The organism is Capnocytophaga sp. oral taxon 326 str. F0382 (assembly GCF_000318295.1).
Lineage (GTDB): Bacteria > Bacteroidota > Bacteroidia > Flavobacteriales > Flavobacteriaceae > Capnocytophaga > Capnocytophaga periodontitidis.
The window spans coordinates 170,777-184,140 of sequence record NZ_KB291378.1; the positions used below are offsets into that span (position 1 = coordinate 170,777).

A 13,364-nucleotide genomic window follows, 5' to 3' on the forward strand; every position below is an offset into this window, starting at 1 on the left:
AAATCAATATTCTTTTATATCGAACTGACGTTATTTAGATACTTTGTTCTATCCCCTATCCTCTATCCCCTATCCCCTAATACCTAAATCCTTAAAACAAATCGTTCTCGGTGATGCTCTTGTCGTGTTTGGTATAGGCGGTAGGACGTTTGGCAAAGAAATCGTCGAGTTCGTTGCTAAATACCTCTTCTTCAAACCACATCATAGGTTTAGCTTCATCACCACTGATGTTGAAAGGTTTGTCTAAACCGAGTTGGGTAAGCGAGTCGTCAAGGCGGTAACGCATATAGTTAGCGAGGTCTTTTTTGCTGAAGAATTCTAATTCACCTTGTTCAAAAATCCAGTCGAGCATCTTGTCTTCCAAAAGAATATAGTTGCGGATAAAATTAGTAGCTTCGTGCTCGGCAACGGTTTTCATTTCGGGGCGTTCTTCAAATATTTTTTTGAGAATATAAATACCAGCATTGGCGTGCACTTGCTCATCAATAGAAGTCCAAGCAATGATGTTGGCTACATTTTTCAAATAACCTTTGAAACGTGTGAACGATAAAATAGTAGCAAACTGACTGAACAAAGAGGCGTTCTCTATAATAAGGGTGAAGAAAAGGATGCGCTCCATAGCATTCTCGCGGTTTTTAGCGAGGTATTCTTTTAGTATGTTGTTGCGCTCTTTGAAAATAGGCACTTCAAGAAGGTTTTCAAACTCGTTGTTGTAGCCCAATACCTCCAATAAGCGCGCGTAGGCTTCGCTGTGACGGAATTCACACTCGGCAAAAGTAGCGCCAAGACCGTTAAATTCGGGTTTAGGAAAGAGGTCATAAAGATCGCCCCAAAAGGTTTTTACCGATACTTCTACTTGTGCAATACCTAATAAGGCACGCTTTACGGCTTCTTGCTCTACAGTCGATAAATTAGATTTAAAATCCTGAATATCGGCAGTAAATTCTACTTCGGAGTGCACCCAAAACGATTTGTGCATAGCGTTTACGAACTCCATAACCTCAGGATATTCAAAAGGTTTGTAGTTCTCGCGTTTATCAAAAATTCCCATTTTTATTGTGTTTTTATTAATAATTCAGGGGGCAAAGATAGGGATAATTTGACAATTAGCCAATTAGTAAATTAGTAAAATCACTCCTGTTCATAACTATGTTGATAACGTGTTGATTTTAATTGATAACTATTTCATTGTTGTTTTGCATTTTCTTCGTATCTTTGCCCTCGCAAAACAGAATAAAATTCATTTTAATAAAAAAGTTAAAAGCTATGGAAGAATTTGTAAAGTTAATCGAACAAATCTTGTATATGGAAAATTTCAACACTGAAGTTACTCCTGATTTGAAAGAAAAATTTGTAGCCTTGTACAACAAATTTGGCAACAGTGTACCTGATAAATATAAAGGTGATGCTAACAGAATGTACAATAAGTACGCTGCAACCGTAGGTAGCAATGCGTTTAGCTACGCTTACTAATAATGAATGTATTAGTAACCGGAGCCAGCGGTCAGTTAGGTTCCGAAATACAAAACAACACACACCGTATAAGCAATTATTATTTTAGCGATGCCGACAGCTTGGACATTACAGATGCCCAGGCTATTCGTGCTTTCGTTCAACAGCACGCTATTGACCTCATCGTGAATTGTGCAGCTTATACCAATGTAGATAAAGCTGAAGATGATTCTGCTACCGCCGAAGCTATCAATCACACAGCTGTAGTTCATTTGGCAAATGTGTGCAGCGAATTTCACTTGCCTCTTATCCATATTTCTACCGATTATGTGTTTGGAGGTACTAAAAATACGCCCTATCGTGAAACCGATGCTACTCAACCCCTTGGCGTGTATGGTCGTACCAAATTGGCAGCTGAGCAAGCTGTTCAAAACAGTGGAATTGAGTATCTTATCATCCGTACTTCTTGGCTTTATTCTCTCCGCTTTGGCAATAATTTTGTAAAAACAATTCAGCGACTTAGCAACGAGCGCGACCAGCTAAAAGTAGTAATCGATCAAGTAGGAACGCCTACTAATGCTGCCGATTTAGCCGATTTTATAGTGCAAGCTATAGAAAATGCTTGGTATCGCGGTAAGCGTGAAGTATATCATTTTTCTAATGAGGGAGTATGCTCGTGGTACGATTTTGCTGTGGCTATAGTAACCAAAGCGGGCAATGCTTGTGAGGTATTACCTTGTACTTCAGTCGAGTTTCCTAGCAAAGTAACACGCCCTTCCTATTCAGTATTAGACAAAACCAAACTTAAAACCGATTTTGCTTATCGCATTCCATATTGGAGAGATAGTTTTTTGAAAAAAGAGACTAACCTATAGATAAAATTTAGGAATATCTGAGAAAAACTCTATCTTTGCACTATTATTTACAAAATAATAGCAACAAACTATCATTTGAAATATTATGAACCTGCCAAAATATAAAGTAATCCCTAATGAAATAGGAGATACCTATACTTTTGTAAGTGAAGGAAAAAAAGGAATGATTCATAAGATTATCTCCTTTCAAGAAATAGAAAAAGGTCTTTATAATTTAGGATTTGGAGATATAAATCCTATTACTAAAGAGTTAGATGACAAAGTTGTATCTAATAATGGGGATACTGAAAAAGTTCTAAGTTCAGTAGTTTCAGCAATTTATGCTTTTACAGAAAAATTTCCTGAGGTTTGGATTTATGCTGAAGGGAGTACTCCTTCAAGAACGAGATTATATCAGATGAATATAGTGAAATATTTTGATTTAGTAGAAAAAGATTTTGAACTACAGTGTCTTTTGAATCAAGAATGGGAAGATTTTCGTCCCAATATTAATTATGAAGCATTTGTAATCAAACGTAAAAGAGTAAACTATGACAACGAAACGAAATAAACAGGTGCGAAAACCTTTAAAGGTACAGAAAGAAACGCCTTATTATATATTGATGGAACCAGATTCTTCTCTTGATATATATAATAATCATCCTTATTTTGCTGAAAAATTAGCACGTGCTAAGGAAACAATCAAAAGAGTGGGCTTGCCTAAGAGTTTTACTCGTTAACATTTCTCTATGAAGAAATTTCCTCTTATCATACTTGGTATTTTAGGTCTTTTGGCTTTTACGCTACGCCATAAAGACGATATCTTCACCGACCCCGAATATATCGCTCAACTGCGAACGATGTATAGTTCTGGCGACCCTACAAAATGGGAAACTCCTACCTTAGACAGCACTCTTGTAGCTGGTTTTCAAGATATAGGCTCTTTACCTCCAATGCCTTTTCCCGCTGATAATCCTTTCTCCGAAGATAAAAAAACATTGGGCAAACTGCTCTTTTTCGACCCCCGTTTGTCACGTTCGGGGCAAATATCCTGTGCCTCTTGCCACGATTCGCAATTGGGTTGGGGCGATGGTCGCAGTGTGTCGTTTGGGCATAACCGCCGTACAGGGGTACGCAACGCAATGACTATTCTCAACACGGGGTATTATACTTCTCTCTTTTGGGACGGCAGGGCTGCTACTTTAGAAGCTCAAGCCTTAGGTCCTATGACCGACCCCGTGGAAATGCACTCTACCCAAGATTTATCGGTAAAACGCATTCGCAAAATTAAAGGCTACAAACCTTACTTTGTAAAGGCTTTTGGTGACGATAAGATAACTATCGAACGTATTACCCAAGCTATCGCTACTTACGAACGCACTATTGTGAGTGGCAAAAGCAAATTCGACCGCTTTATCAGTGGGGATAAAAATCGTTTTACCGATGAGGAGGTAGTAGGCTTACCCCTTTTCCGCACCAAAGCGCGCTGCATCAATTGTCACAATACCCCTCTTTTCTCCGATAACCAGTTTCACAATGTGGGACTTTCCTATTACGGACGTATGTACGAGGATTTAGGCAAATACAAACACTCTAAAAAGAAAGAAGATGTGGGGAGCTTTAGAACACCATCGCTTAGAGAGGTGGCACGTACTGCTCCTTATATGCACAATGGCTTTATGCCCGATCTTGAGGGTGTTGTGGAAATGTACAACATAGGAATGCCACGCCCTGAACCTCGCGAAAACCAAAAGAAAGATACGCTTTTCCCTACTACCGACCGCCTATTGCAGCCTCTGAACCTCAGTAGAAAGGAAAAAGAAGCCTTGGTAGCTTTCCTCAAAACACTTTCTTCACCGGCTTATCACGAACGAATGCCCGAACTCCCCCAATAATGACTACTATCAACCTACAGAAATACCAGCACTTTTCATTTGATATGTGGCTCACGCTCATCCGCTCTCACCCTGTTTTCAAAGAACAACGAGACCGATGGTTACGCCGCTATTTTAGCATTAATGCACCTTTAGACGAGGTGCGCAAGGCAGTACGTGAGGTAGATTTGCAAGCCAATGCCGAAAGTGAACGCACAGGGCTGCATATCCCTCAGCAAACGCTTTTTGAAAGAGTACTCACACTGCTGAATGTTCCCATAGATGAGCATACAGATTGGGAAGCGTGTTTTTCCGAGCAGGAAACACTCTTTTTGCATTATATGCCTCAGTTGTTAGACCCTAAAATAGATGTGCTTTTCGCCGAAATTCAATCACAAGGGAAGACCATAAGTCTGTTGAGCAATACGGCTTTCATTAAGGGGAAGACCTTGCATAAGGTATTGGTGTACTACGGATTATCGTCCTATTTTTCGTTTGAACTCTATTCCGATGAGGAAGGGATTGCCAAACCTAACCCTGCGATTTTCCAAAAGGCTTATGAACTTACTAACGCCTTGCGCCCCGTTGAAAAAACTCAGTGGCTGCACATAGGCGATAACCCTATTGCTGATATACAAGGTGCTACCAATGCAGGTTTGTGTGCCTTTCTTATCTCTTAACTCTTATTTAAATTAAATGAATAAACGTTTTAGTCTGCACTCTATAGAAAGTGCTGAGTCTTGTACTTTTAGCGAAGCCGCCTACAGTAGATTTAAATTTGGCGACACAGCTGTTGCCGAACAATTTGGCAAAGAACTCTTTGCAGGGTTTATCGCCCAACACAGTGATTTTATTTTAGCACAAGATGAAATTGTGCTTTTGCCAAGTCCGTATTACGCAATCCCCACTGCATCCGACTATCTGTGTCATTATTTTAAGAAAGAACTGAACTACTTTCTCTTTCAGCACAATCGCAAATCTTGCGTAACTGCCAAAATACACCGCAATCAAACCTACGTGCAGGATTATGGCAATATGAGCTACGAACAACGCGTAAACCTCATTGCCAATGATACTTATTACATCGATCGCACTTTTATAGAAGGGAAATGCTGCTTGCTTATTGACGATATCAAAATCACTGGTAGCCACGAGCACACCGTGAATCGCATTCTCAAGCAGTACAACGTACAAGGCGATTTCTTTTTCTTGTACTACGCTGAACTTACCAATAAGGATATAGACCCTAAAATTGAAAATCACTTCAATTATTTTGCTATCAAAACTCCTTCTGACCTTATTGAACTGATGAAAAGTGAGCGTTTTGCTTTCAATACGCGCATCATTAAGTATATTTTACTACTTCCTGAAGCTGAATTTGACAAAATATATAAAAATATAGCCGAAACCCAACGAAAAGAGATTTTTGAATGGGCAATTAGCAATAATTATCACCAAATAGCTGAATATAGGACTAATTTACTAAAAATAGCGCCTTAATTTTGAAGATTTTAGTATATGATAGTACTTTTGAAGGCTTCCTCACAGCGGTTTTTGTAGTTTTTGAATACCGTTATGAGGAAGTTGCTATCGTTGCCCAACACCTATTTGCTCCCTCGCTGTTTGAGGAAGCAATAACCGTATACACCGATGCAGCTAAGGCTGAGCGCGTGCTGAACAAAATAGAACAATGTTGGGGAAAAGAAGGAAAAGCAGTGGTTTTGAGGGCTTTCCTATCGGAAGAAGAGGGAATGGAAAACTATCTATTAGCCGCCATCCGGTTGATGATACAATACCCTGAAGAACAAGTGCTTGAAAACTATGGAAATACGGCTATTGCTGCCATACGCAAGGCTGCCAAAAGTGTAGGCAGAGAAGTACACCGAATGAAAGAGTTTGTGCGTTTTGAGAAGGTAGGCGATTTGTATTTCGCCAAAATAGTTCCTGAGTACGATGTGCTGGCTTTGGTAGTTCCTCACTTCAAAAATAGATTTTCCGACCAGCAGTGGGTGCTCTACGACCCGCAACGCGCTTATGGTTTTGCTTACGATTTAGAAGAAGTCTTTCCCTTTACTCCCGCCGATAAACAATTTGGAAAGCTATCCGCCTCCCTGCCCGACGGCTATGAAATGCTTTGGAAAACTTATTTCCAGCACATCAACATAGCCGAACGCAAGAACAGCAAGTACCAGCTCAGGAATATGCCTAAGCGTTATTGGCAGTACTTGCCCGAAGTTTAAAATGAAAGGGAAAGAGGTCTATCAGTAGAGAAAATTTGAATACCTTTTTGCGCCCATTCTTTGTAAAGATGATCACCTTTAGTCGCTGCACGCTTGTCTAAGTTTCCTAAAGTACCCAAAATAGCAGGGATTTTCAGTTCGTTCAAACGTTGGTAGAGCGCATCAGGAGCTACTTTGATACCTGTAAAGGCTACCAATTTTTCTTTGGGGATACCCGTTTGCAATATACGTTCTAACTCATCGTTGTTGCGCACACTTACCGAGAGCAACATCTCTGGAGCCACTTTGTAGAGCGCTTTGGCTTGCTCGGTATTATAGCTGATGAGTACCACTTGGGCTTCCATACCTTCAGCACGTACTAAATCTACTACTTTTTGGTAAGAAATTCCTTTTTTGAAATCGAGCATTAGGTATCCGTGATTGGCTTTACACCACGCTAATACATCTTTTAAATAAGGAATTTTAAACTGAGTTACATTGCCGAACTCATCTTTTAGATTTTCTTTGAGTAAATCGGCGGTAGACATAGCCGAAACTTCACCTTTGCCCGTTGCAGTACGACCTAAACTGTTGTCGTGCATCAAAAGCAAATCACCATCGGCACTTTCAAAAATGTCAATTTCAAAACTGTGCACTCCCTTAGTAGAAAGATACTGAATGCTTTCCAAGCAGTTTTCGGGGTATCCTTTGAGACCTTCGCCGCCACCACCGCGGTGAGCCGATACAATAGGTTTGGCAGCAAAATAAATTTGGTTAGTAATCTCTTGCTGAGCGATAATTTGTCCTGTTGCTGGAGCTGAAGCGTTTTTGCAGGCTATGGCGCAAAAAAGGAGTCCTATAAATGATAAAATTTTCTTCATCAGTGTTTATTTCTTCTTATTTTTCTTAGTAGTTTTAGTTTTATTTTTAGTGTTTTGGGTATTTTTAGTGTCTAATAAAGGAAGATATTGGCCATAACCTTCTTTTTCCATATCTTCTTTAGGGATAAAGCGCAACGATGCACTATTGATGCAGTAACGCAAGCCGCCTTTATCTTTAGGCCCATCGTTGAACACGTGCCCTAAGTGAGCATCGCCTAATTTGCTGCGCACTTCGGTACGGGTCATATTGTGAGAAGTATCCGTTTTTTCAGCGATGAGCTTGTTGTCGATAGGTTTAGAGAAACTTGGCCATCCACATCCCGATTCAAACTTATCGGTAGAGACAAAAAGCGGTTCACCAGTGGTGATATCCACGTAAATACCTTCGCGAAATTCATCGTAATAAGCATTAGCAAACGGACGTTCGGTGGCGCTCTCTTGAGTTACAGCGTATTGTTCGGGGGTGAGTTGCTTGCGGAGATCGGCTTTAGAAGCTTTTTTGAAAGTCTTCTCGGCAGGAGCGGGGTTTGCTTGGCGAGCCAACTCAAACAAAGCGGGTGAAATATGGCAATATCCTTGCGGATTTTTGTCTAAATAATCTTGATGATATTCTTCGGCTTTGTAGAAGTTTTTTAGCGGAAGAACCTCTACCACTATGGGTTGTGAGTATTGTTTTGCCACTATGGCAATAGCTTTCTCGATAAGAGGTTTTTCAGCTTCATTTGTATAGTAGATACCCGTGCGGTACTGAGTGCCGCGGTCGTTGCCCTGTTTGTTGAGAGAAGTAGGGTCGATGATTTTGAAATAGAGGTCGAGTAGTTGGTTCAGGTTGATGAGTTGAGGATCGTAGGTAACTTTCACCGTTTCGGCAAAACCTGTATCACCCACGCACACTTGGCGGTAGCTGGGCGCTTTCGAGAGGTTGCCATTGGCATAACCTACTTCGGTAGCGAGTACTCCGCGTATTTGCTTGAAAAAGTGTTCAGTGCCCCAAAAGCAGCCTCCTGCAAAATAAATGTCGGTAGTATTAGCATTGGAGTAATTTTGTTCTTTCATCTCGGTGTTGAGGTTCTTGTTGTTAGTTGAAACTTGTTGGTTAGTAGCGGTTCCGTTAGCGCATCCCAAAGTGAAGACACTTGCCAAAAGGCTAAAAAAAAAGGTTTTCATTTGCTGTTGTTGATAATTAGTTTTTCAGTTGGCAATTTCCTCAAAAACAGTGCCAATGCTAATTTTCAAAAACAAACTTTTTTCCGTCTTCAGCTAACAAAACATTCATAAAAACCTCTTGCGCTTCCTGTTTAAACATATTTACATCGGGGTAGCGAGAGGAATAGTGCCCTAAAATAAGCGCTTCAGCCTGAGCATTTTTGGCGACAAGCCCTGCTTGGTAGGCGGTAGCGTGCATTGTTTTGGCAGCGAGTTCTTCGTTGATTTTCAAGAAAGTAGATTCGTGGTAAATCACTCTTGTTCTTTGTATTTCGGTCGCTAAATCTTCTAAATAAACAGTGTCGCTGCAATAGGCGTAACTTTGCGGACGGTGAGGCTCAAAAGTGAGCTCGGTATTGGCAATAGTTTTACCATTCTCTAAAGTAATGTTTTTTCCATTTTTGATATTCTGGTAATCACATACTTCAATCTCGGGGTATCGGGCGATAGCATCCATATTCAGGCGACGTTCACCTTCTTTTTCTTGAAATAGGAAACCATTGGTATAGACGCGGTGTTGCAGCGGGATAGTGCGCACTAATACTTTATCATCTTCGTATAAGAGTTCAGAATTTTTAGAAGATAGTTCGTGAAAATACAAAGGGAAAGGTGTGTAAGCCCCACCGAGTTTAAGCACGAGTAACACTGCTTCTTTGATGCCTTTAGGTCCGTAGATATGCATTTCGGCTTCACGACCAAGGAGTTGGAAAGTAGAAATAAGTCCGAAAAGTCCATAGAAATGGTCGCCGTGGAGATGAGATATGAAGATGTGCTTGATGCGGGAGAATTTAGCATTGGCATTGCGGAGAGCGATTTGGGTAGCCTCTCCACAATCGATGAGGAACAGATGACCGCGCATTTCGAGCAGTTGAGCCGAGGGGCGGGCATTAGAGCGAGGGGTCGCACTGTGGCAACCTAAGATAGTTACTTCCATAAGTCGCGTTCTATTTCGTCGAGTTCAATAAGGTCGTAGGCTTCTTGTAGGGTAGGGGCGATGTGCAGGCTGAGTTCAAAATCTTCGAGAGCCAAAGCGCGTTGCACCACCACCACCGATTTTGCTTGTTGCTGGCTGTACTGTTTTGCAAACGAAGCAAGCGGTTTGAGGTCTTTTTTGAGCCAATGTTCCTCTTCGGGTAGTGTAATGATAATATGCTGAGGTTTTTGGGTAGCGCTGAATGTTGCCAGCCAAGAGGGGAGTTGTGATTTATTGAGGGTAATTTCGGTAGTTTCTTTCATTAGTACAAATTTCCCGCAAAATTATAAATAATATTTTAAAGGACAAAGGAATCTATTAAAAAGAAGAGAATAGTGCGAAATAATCAATTATTTTCTTTTTCTTTTTAGTATCGAAATACAATTTTGAAAAAAGAATAACGAATAAAACTCCTGATAAAAAAGGAGCGATTTTCCCTTGATTGTGCAGGTATTCTATAACAGCATAAATGGTATGCCCAAAGCGAGCAATAGCATTGTGATAATAAGAATTGGTTTTCGGGGATTCATAAAAGTTAAAAAAGGTTTTATAATGGATTAGTTTTTAATTGAAAATGGAGAGTATTACCAGTCTGTTTATCCAAAAACTTACCTTCTATATCAGTAAAAAAAGCTACAAGAGTATTACCTACAAAGAGTTTGCCCATCGCTCCTCCTAAGGCTTCAGCATCTTCAGGTGATAGATATTGCGTTGTATAATGCACAATATCTTCCCTTATGCCCTCTATAACCGATTTTATTTGAGTAATATACCCCTCTTCGTTTAGGGTAACCATAAAATAACATTTATCGTTTTTACTTAACTGCATCATCTCTCTTGTCGCCTTGTCGGCACAAGTGAGTTTCCAAGTATTATCGGACATATAAGAAGTTTTAAACTTTCCCTTATTATGTGCATCATATTGATAAAGAGAGATATACATAGCGTTTGAGGTACGCACAGCAAATTTCAGTAATTCTTTAATCTGGTTTATATCTTTTATATTAGTAGGTTCTTGTTCGCTAAGAGTGCAATTTTCTATTTCGTACGTGTTAGATGAAATTTTAAAATTCCCTTTACAACTTTTTTCGGTATTACCTGTTATTTGCATAGCAAAACTAATTTCTTTTCCATAAAAAACTAAATCTTTAAAATCTAATTTTTCAAAGAAATCTATTTTTTGTGCAAAAGAGGTATTCACTAAACATATTAGCGTAAATAAAAGATGTTTCATTTGAGAAGATAGAGTTACTTATGAACAAATATTATTCTTTTTGTCTTTCTTTTTGTAAAGCAAAACCTATAGAAATAGCTGAAAGCAAACATACCAATGCTGTAAGGCTATTGCTTAATACATCTCTACCATTTAAATTTGCAAAACATAGAAAGGCTATTTCTACAAAAAAACCGATGGTTACTAACACAAATAAGACGCTTTTTACATCTTTTCTTAAAAAAGGTTTCATAATAAATAAGATATTAAGATTAAAAATTGAGATTGAAGTGAGTTAACACTTTTTTCTCTGGCTGGCAAAATAGCCAATAACAAAAATATTACCAACTAACACTGTGTATGACAATGCTACTAACCATTTATTGAGTTGATATCCAGCAAAACCATTCATATAAATAGGAATAAATGATATAATGGTTATAGTGAGCAATATATAATGTATGGATTTTTTCATATTATAAAGGTTTTAAAATTCCGCTACAAAGTTAGTAATTAGTTTTTTACAAAGCAAGAAAAAAAGGATATTTAACATTTTATCTGCGGTGGGACAGGCTTCTTTTTATTTGTTTTTTACAATATAATCTTGAAACATTGGGTAAAAATTTTCTTCAAAATATTTTCTTTCTTCTACGGTTAAGGATGTTGAAATTTCTTCGTTAATACAATTGTAAATATTGTAATAAACAGCAGTTTTCTCTTTCCATCCTGTTTTAAGCGAAGGGGCATAAAAAACTTCTATAACACTCTGTTTCTTGATTTTATTCTTTAATGCTGCTAATGAAAAAAGGTCGACTTGTTGTTCGCTTATCAAAAGCAGATTATCACTATCTTTTATGATTTCACCCATATCGTTTTTGATAGTTTTTTCGTTTGTGAGCAAAGCGTTTGGCAAAGAATGATTGATGTAATCAATTATTGAAGAATCACCATATTTATAGGCGTTTTTAATGAAAAAATGAGGTTTATATAAGAAAAGTTGGTATAAATATACATTATAATCTTCTAAATAATATCCTAATGAATCATCTTTAAAAATATGATTCAAAATATCATATAAAATAGCTTCATCTTTCTGTTCAATGCGAACTAACAATAGTTTTATGAAAAAAACTTGAGCATATTCTTCTTTTTCAAATTCTTGTTCTTTTAAAAATTTGAAAAACTCCAAGCGAAAATCCTTTTTTTGAAAATCATCTAATTTTAAATCTTCAATATAGGAGCCTTTGTATTTGTATTGTTTTAATTCAATGTTCTTTATGAATGATGCTGAAGTATTTACCCCTTCAATAAGAGTTGAATTACTTATACTATTCTTTTGATTATTATCACCTTTCCCCATTGCACATTTTAAAGCAAGTGATAAAATGATGAAAATAGATATTTTGTAATAAATCATACATTCTGTTTTTTATGAAGAAGCTGTTCAATAAAATAAAAGTTCCCGAAAATTAGTAATTTGTGTTTGAGAAAAAAGAACACCAAAATTCAGTAACTTTGTGCAAAGATACAATAAATCATCTATACCACCATTTTGCAGAGGGCGATATGGTATGCCTCGTCGCTGATAAATACGTAATTATCCCAAATATCCATAATCCTGAATTTAGAATATCCCCTTGGGAATGTAATATCCAGAAGCTCCAAGTCAGACAATCTCAACAGTTTTTGGTTTCCTTTCCATTCATCTGTCTTGAAAATCGGAGATAGGATTAGATATTCTTTTTGGGCGCTGAATTTTCCCCTCAAGCCTTGTTTTTGTGTAAGCTTTTCCAATTTTTCCTTTCCCCATATTTTCCTCTTGTAGATACCGTCTTGGGTGAGTTCGAGGTACCAATAATACTTGAATTGTGATAAGCTGCAAGGATTTATTGTATCTGCTTCCACGAAGGCATAAATCGAATTATCTTTTATCATAAGGCTACCTATCTGGGGATAGGAGTAACTAAAATCCATTTTGTGATAGATACCCTCTGCCCGTCCTAAGGATAGCATAAAATTGCTTCGGACTTTTTCATTTGTAAACACAGGGGTGAGTTGCTTGTCCCAATGCAGCGTATGTGTCTCATTGTCATAGTGTAGAGAGGTAAAACTATTTGCGGCAAATACCTCTCCGTCGACACGGCAAATAATCGGATAAACCCCGTTTTCGCCAAGTGTAGAAATCTCCGTGATATTCTCTGCAGCGCACAAGTTTTCACTTACTACTTCGCACGGTTTCTGCTCGGGAGACGACACCCACCAGACTTTTTTGTCTTCTCTGCTAATAATTAAAATATCGGAACCTGTATCCAACAAAACGGGCTTATTCCAGCTTTTCTTTTGTGCGGGAGACGGAATGAATGACCATTGCCCCGCCTTTATCCAAACGATACCGTAGCAATTGCCGTCATCGTCGCTGCTCCAGATAACAAATTCGTCTTTTCCTCGTGCAAAATGATTTTTTGCATTTATGGGAGCATATTGATAGGCACCATTGCTTAGCTTGAATCCCGTAGTCGTCCACTCTGAAATTTTATCTAATTTTACCTGCATAATTTTCTCTCCTAATCTCCACAGATATTACAAGTACGCGAAAAATCTTTTCGGATTTGATATTTTTTATGACCACATTTGCGACAGCAATATCCGTCTTCCCTTTTTAAAGAAGCTAAATATTCTTCGCAATCTAAGT

18 protein-coding genes and 1 pseudogene are annotated in these 13,364 nt (G+C 38.4%); 8 read left to right on the forward strand and 11 right to left on the reverse strand.

Going from position 1 to position 13,364, the window contains the following annotated elements; translation table 11 throughout:
• Positions 1-91: 91 nt before the first annotated feature.
• Positions 92-1,051, reverse strand: a complete 960-nt coding sequence (locus tag HMPREF9073_RS03215; RefSeq protein WP_009412552.1) for a ribonucleotide-diphosphate reductase subunit beta — start codon at positions 1,049-1,051, stop codon at positions 92-94.
• A 215-nt stretch (positions 1,052-1,266) separates the two neighbouring features.
• On the opposite strand from HMPREF9073_RS03215, the gene HMPREF9073_RS03220 reads away from it, so the two are divergent.
• The 8 genes from HMPREF9073_RS03220 to HMPREF9073_RS03255 all read left to right on the forward strand — a co-directional run bounded on the left by HMPREF9073_RS03220 (position 1,267) and on the right by HMPREF9073_RS03255 (position 6,420).
• Positions 1,267-1,473 carry a hypothetical protein gene (locus HMPREF9073_RS03220; RefSeq protein WP_034555269.1) on the forward strand — a complete coding sequence of 69 codons (207 nt, stop codon included), beginning with the start codon at positions 1,267-1,269 and terminating at the stop codon, positions 1,471-1,473.
• A gap of 2 nt (positions 1,474-1,475) precedes the next feature.
• Positions 1,476-2,327, forward strand: a complete 852-nt coding sequence (gene rfbD, locus HMPREF9073_RS03225; RefSeq protein WP_009412554.1) for a dTDP-4-dehydrorhamnose reductase — start codon at positions 1,476-1,478, stop codon at positions 2,325-2,327.
• 85 nt (positions 2,328-2,412) lie between these two features.
• Complete coding sequence (locus tag HMPREF9073_RS03230) at positions 2,413-2,877, forward strand: hypothetical protein (protein ID WP_009412555.1); 465 nt, start codon at positions 2,413-2,415, stop codon at positions 2,875-2,877.
• Positions 2,858-3,046, forward strand: coding sequence for a hypothetical protein (locus HMPREF9073_RS03235; protein ID WP_009412556.1), 189 nt, complete (start codon positions 2,858-2,860; stop codon positions 3,044-3,046). The genes HMPREF9073_RS03230 and HMPREF9073_RS03235 overlap by 20 nt, the downstream gene beginning before the upstream one ends.
• A 9-nt stretch (positions 3,047-3,055) precedes the next feature.
• Positions 3,056-4,201: a cytochrome-c peroxidase gene (locus HMPREF9073_RS03240; protein ID WP_009412557.1), complete on the forward strand. Its 1,146-nt coding sequence runs from the start codon at positions 3,056-3,058 to the stop codon at positions 4,199-4,201.
• Positions 4,201-4,860 carry an HAD family hydrolase gene (locus tag HMPREF9073_RS03245; protein ID WP_009412558.1) on the forward strand — a complete coding sequence of 220 codons (660 nt, stop codon included), beginning with the start codon at positions 4,201-4,203 and terminating at the stop codon, positions 4,858-4,860. Before HMPREF9073_RS03240 ends, HMPREF9073_RS03245 begins: the two co-directional genes overlap by 1 nt.
• Positions 4,861-4,876: 16 nt before the next feature.
• On the forward strand, positions 4,877-5,680 hold the full coding sequence (locus HMPREF9073_RS03250) for a phosphoribosyltransferase family protein (protein WP_009412559.1): 804 nt from the start codon (positions 4,877-4,879) through the stop codon (positions 5,678-5,680).
• Positions 5,681-5,682: 2 nt separating this feature from the next.
• Positions 5,683-6,420, forward strand: coding sequence for a TIGR03915 family putative DNA repair protein (locus HMPREF9073_RS03255; protein WP_009412560.1), 738 nt, complete (start codon positions 5,683-5,685; stop codon positions 6,418-6,420).
• Here HMPREF9073_RS03255 and HMPREF9073_RS03260 read toward each other — a convergent pair.
• The 10 genes and pseudogenes from HMPREF9073_RS03260 to HMPREF9073_RS15670 all read right to left on the reverse strand — a co-directional run.
• On the reverse strand, positions 6,417-7,280 hold the full coding sequence (locus HMPREF9073_RS03260) for a glycerophosphodiester phosphodiesterase family protein (RefSeq protein WP_009412561.1): 864 nt from the start codon (positions 7,278-7,280) through the stop codon (positions 6,417-6,419). The two genes, HMPREF9073_RS03255 and HMPREF9073_RS03260, sit on opposite strands and share 4 nt — an antisense overlap.
• Before the next feature lie 6 nt (positions 7,281-7,286).
• Positions 7,287-8,336 carry a peptide-methionine (R)-S-oxide reductase MsrB gene (gene msrB / locus HMPREF9073_RS03265; protein ID WP_369699431.1) on the reverse strand — a complete coding sequence of 350 codons (1,050 nt, stop codon included), beginning with the start codon at positions 8,334-8,336 and terminating at the stop codon, positions 7,287-7,289.
• A gap of 169 nt (positions 8,337-8,505) precedes the next feature.
• Entirely contained in the window at positions 8,506-9,420 is a 915-nt protein-coding gene (locus HMPREF9073_RS03270; RefSeq protein WP_034555237.1) for a ribonuclease Z, read from the reverse strand.
• On the reverse strand, positions 9,411-9,722 hold the full coding sequence (locus tag HMPREF9073_RS03275; RefSeq protein WP_002678453.1) for a hypothetical protein: 312 nt from the start codon (positions 9,720-9,722) through the stop codon (positions 9,411-9,413). Before HMPREF9073_RS03275 ends, HMPREF9073_RS03270 begins: the two co-directional genes overlap by 10 nt.
• Positions 9,723-10,006: 284 nt before the next feature.
• Positions 10,007-10,693, reverse strand: coding sequence for a hypothetical protein (locus HMPREF9073_RS03280; protein WP_009412566.1), 687 nt, complete (start codon positions 10,691-10,693; stop codon positions 10,007-10,009).
• Positions 10,694-10,724: 31 nt separating this feature from the next.
• Positions 10,725-10,925 carry a hypothetical protein gene (locus HMPREF9073_RS03285; protein ID WP_034555239.1) on the reverse strand — a complete coding sequence of 67 codons (201 nt, stop codon included), beginning with the start codon at positions 10,923-10,925 and terminating at the stop codon, positions 10,725-10,727.
• Positions 10,926-10,967: 42 nt separating this feature from the next.
• Positions 10,968-11,147, reverse strand: coding sequence for a hypothetical protein (locus HMPREF9073_RS15875; RefSeq protein ID WP_009412568.1), 180 nt, complete (start codon positions 11,145-11,147; stop codon positions 10,968-10,970).
• Positions 11,148-11,252: 105 nt separating this feature from the next.
• A complete protein-coding gene (locus tag HMPREF9073_RS03295; protein WP_009412569.1) occupies positions 11,253-12,089 on the reverse strand; it encodes a hypothetical protein in 837 nt (278 codons plus the stop codon).
• A gap of 122 nt (positions 12,090-12,211) precedes the next feature.
• Positions 12,212-13,225, reverse strand: coding sequence for a hypothetical protein (locus HMPREF9073_RS03300; protein ID WP_009412570.1), 1,014 nt, complete (start codon positions 13,223-13,225; stop codon positions 12,212-12,214).
• Positions 13,226-13,239: 14 nt separating this feature from the next.
• Positions 13,240-13,364: pseudogene (locus HMPREF9073_RS15670) on the reverse strand (IS1595 family transposase); the annotation flags it as partial.

Bases quoted from the DNA above. Each gene is read 5' to 3' on its own strand.
- HMPREF9073_RS03215 (WP_009412552.1), bottom strand. From the start codon at position 1,051: ATGGGAATTTTTGATAAACGCGAGAACTACAAACCTTTTGAATATCCT.
- HMPREF9073_RS03220 (WP_034555269.1), top strand. From the start codon at position 1,267: ATGGAAGAATTTGTAAAGTTAATCGAACAAATCTTGTATATGGAAAAT.
- rfbD (WP_009412554.1), top strand. From the start codon at position 1,476: ATGAATGTATTAGTAACCGGAGCCAGCGGTCAGTTAGGTTCCGAAATA.
- HMPREF9073_RS03230 (WP_009412555.1), top strand. From the start codon at position 2,413: ATGAACCTGCCAAAATATAAAGTAATCCCTAATGAAATAGGAGATACC.
- HMPREF9073_RS03235 (WP_009412556.1), top strand. From the start codon at position 2,858: ATGACAACGAAACGAAATAAACAGGTGCGAAAACCTTTAAAGGTACAG.
- HMPREF9073_RS03240 (WP_009412557.1), top strand. From the start codon at position 3,056: ATGAAGAAATTTCCTCTTATCATACTTGGTATTTTAGGTCTTTTGGCT.
- HMPREF9073_RS03245 (WP_009412558.1), top strand. From the start codon at position 4,201: ATGACTACTATCAACCTACAGAAATACCAGCACTTTTCATTTGATATG.
- HMPREF9073_RS03250 (WP_009412559.1), top strand. From the start codon at position 4,877: ATGAATAAACGTTTTAGTCTGCACTCTATAGAAAGTGCTGAGTCTTGT.
- HMPREF9073_RS03260 (WP_009412561.1), bottom strand. From the start codon at position 7,280: ATGAAGAAAATTTTATCATTTATAGGACTCCTTTTTTGCGCCATAGCC.
- msrB (WP_369699431.1), bottom strand. From the start codon at position 8,336: ATGAAAGAACAAAATTACTCCAATGCTAATACTACCGACATTTATTTT.
- HMPREF9073_RS03270 (WP_034555237.1), bottom strand. From the start codon at position 9,420: ATGGAAGTAACTATCTTAGGTTGCCACAGTGCGACCCCTCGCTCTAAT.
- HMPREF9073_RS03275 (WP_002678453.1), bottom strand. From the start codon at position 9,722: ATGAAAGAAACTACCGAAATTACCCTCAATAAATCACAACTCCCCTCT.
- HMPREF9073_RS03280 (WP_009412566.1), bottom strand. From the start codon at position 10,693: ATGAAACATCTTTTATTTACGCTAATATGTTTAGTGAATACCTCTTTT.
- HMPREF9073_RS03285 (WP_034555239.1), bottom strand. From the start codon at position 10,925: ATGAAACCTTTTTTAAGAAAAGATGTAAAAAGCGTCTTATTTGTGTTA.
- HMPREF9073_RS15875 (WP_009412568.1), bottom strand. From the start codon at position 11,147: ATGAAAAAATCCATACATTATATATTGCTCACTATAACCATTATATCA.
- HMPREF9073_RS03295 (WP_009412569.1), bottom strand. From the start codon at position 12,089: ATGATTTATTACAAAATATCTATTTTCATCATTTTATCACTTGCTTTA.
- HMPREF9073_RS03300 (WP_009412570.1), bottom strand. From the start codon at position 13,225: ATGCAGGTAAAATTAGATAAAATTTCAGAGTGGACGACTACGGGATTC.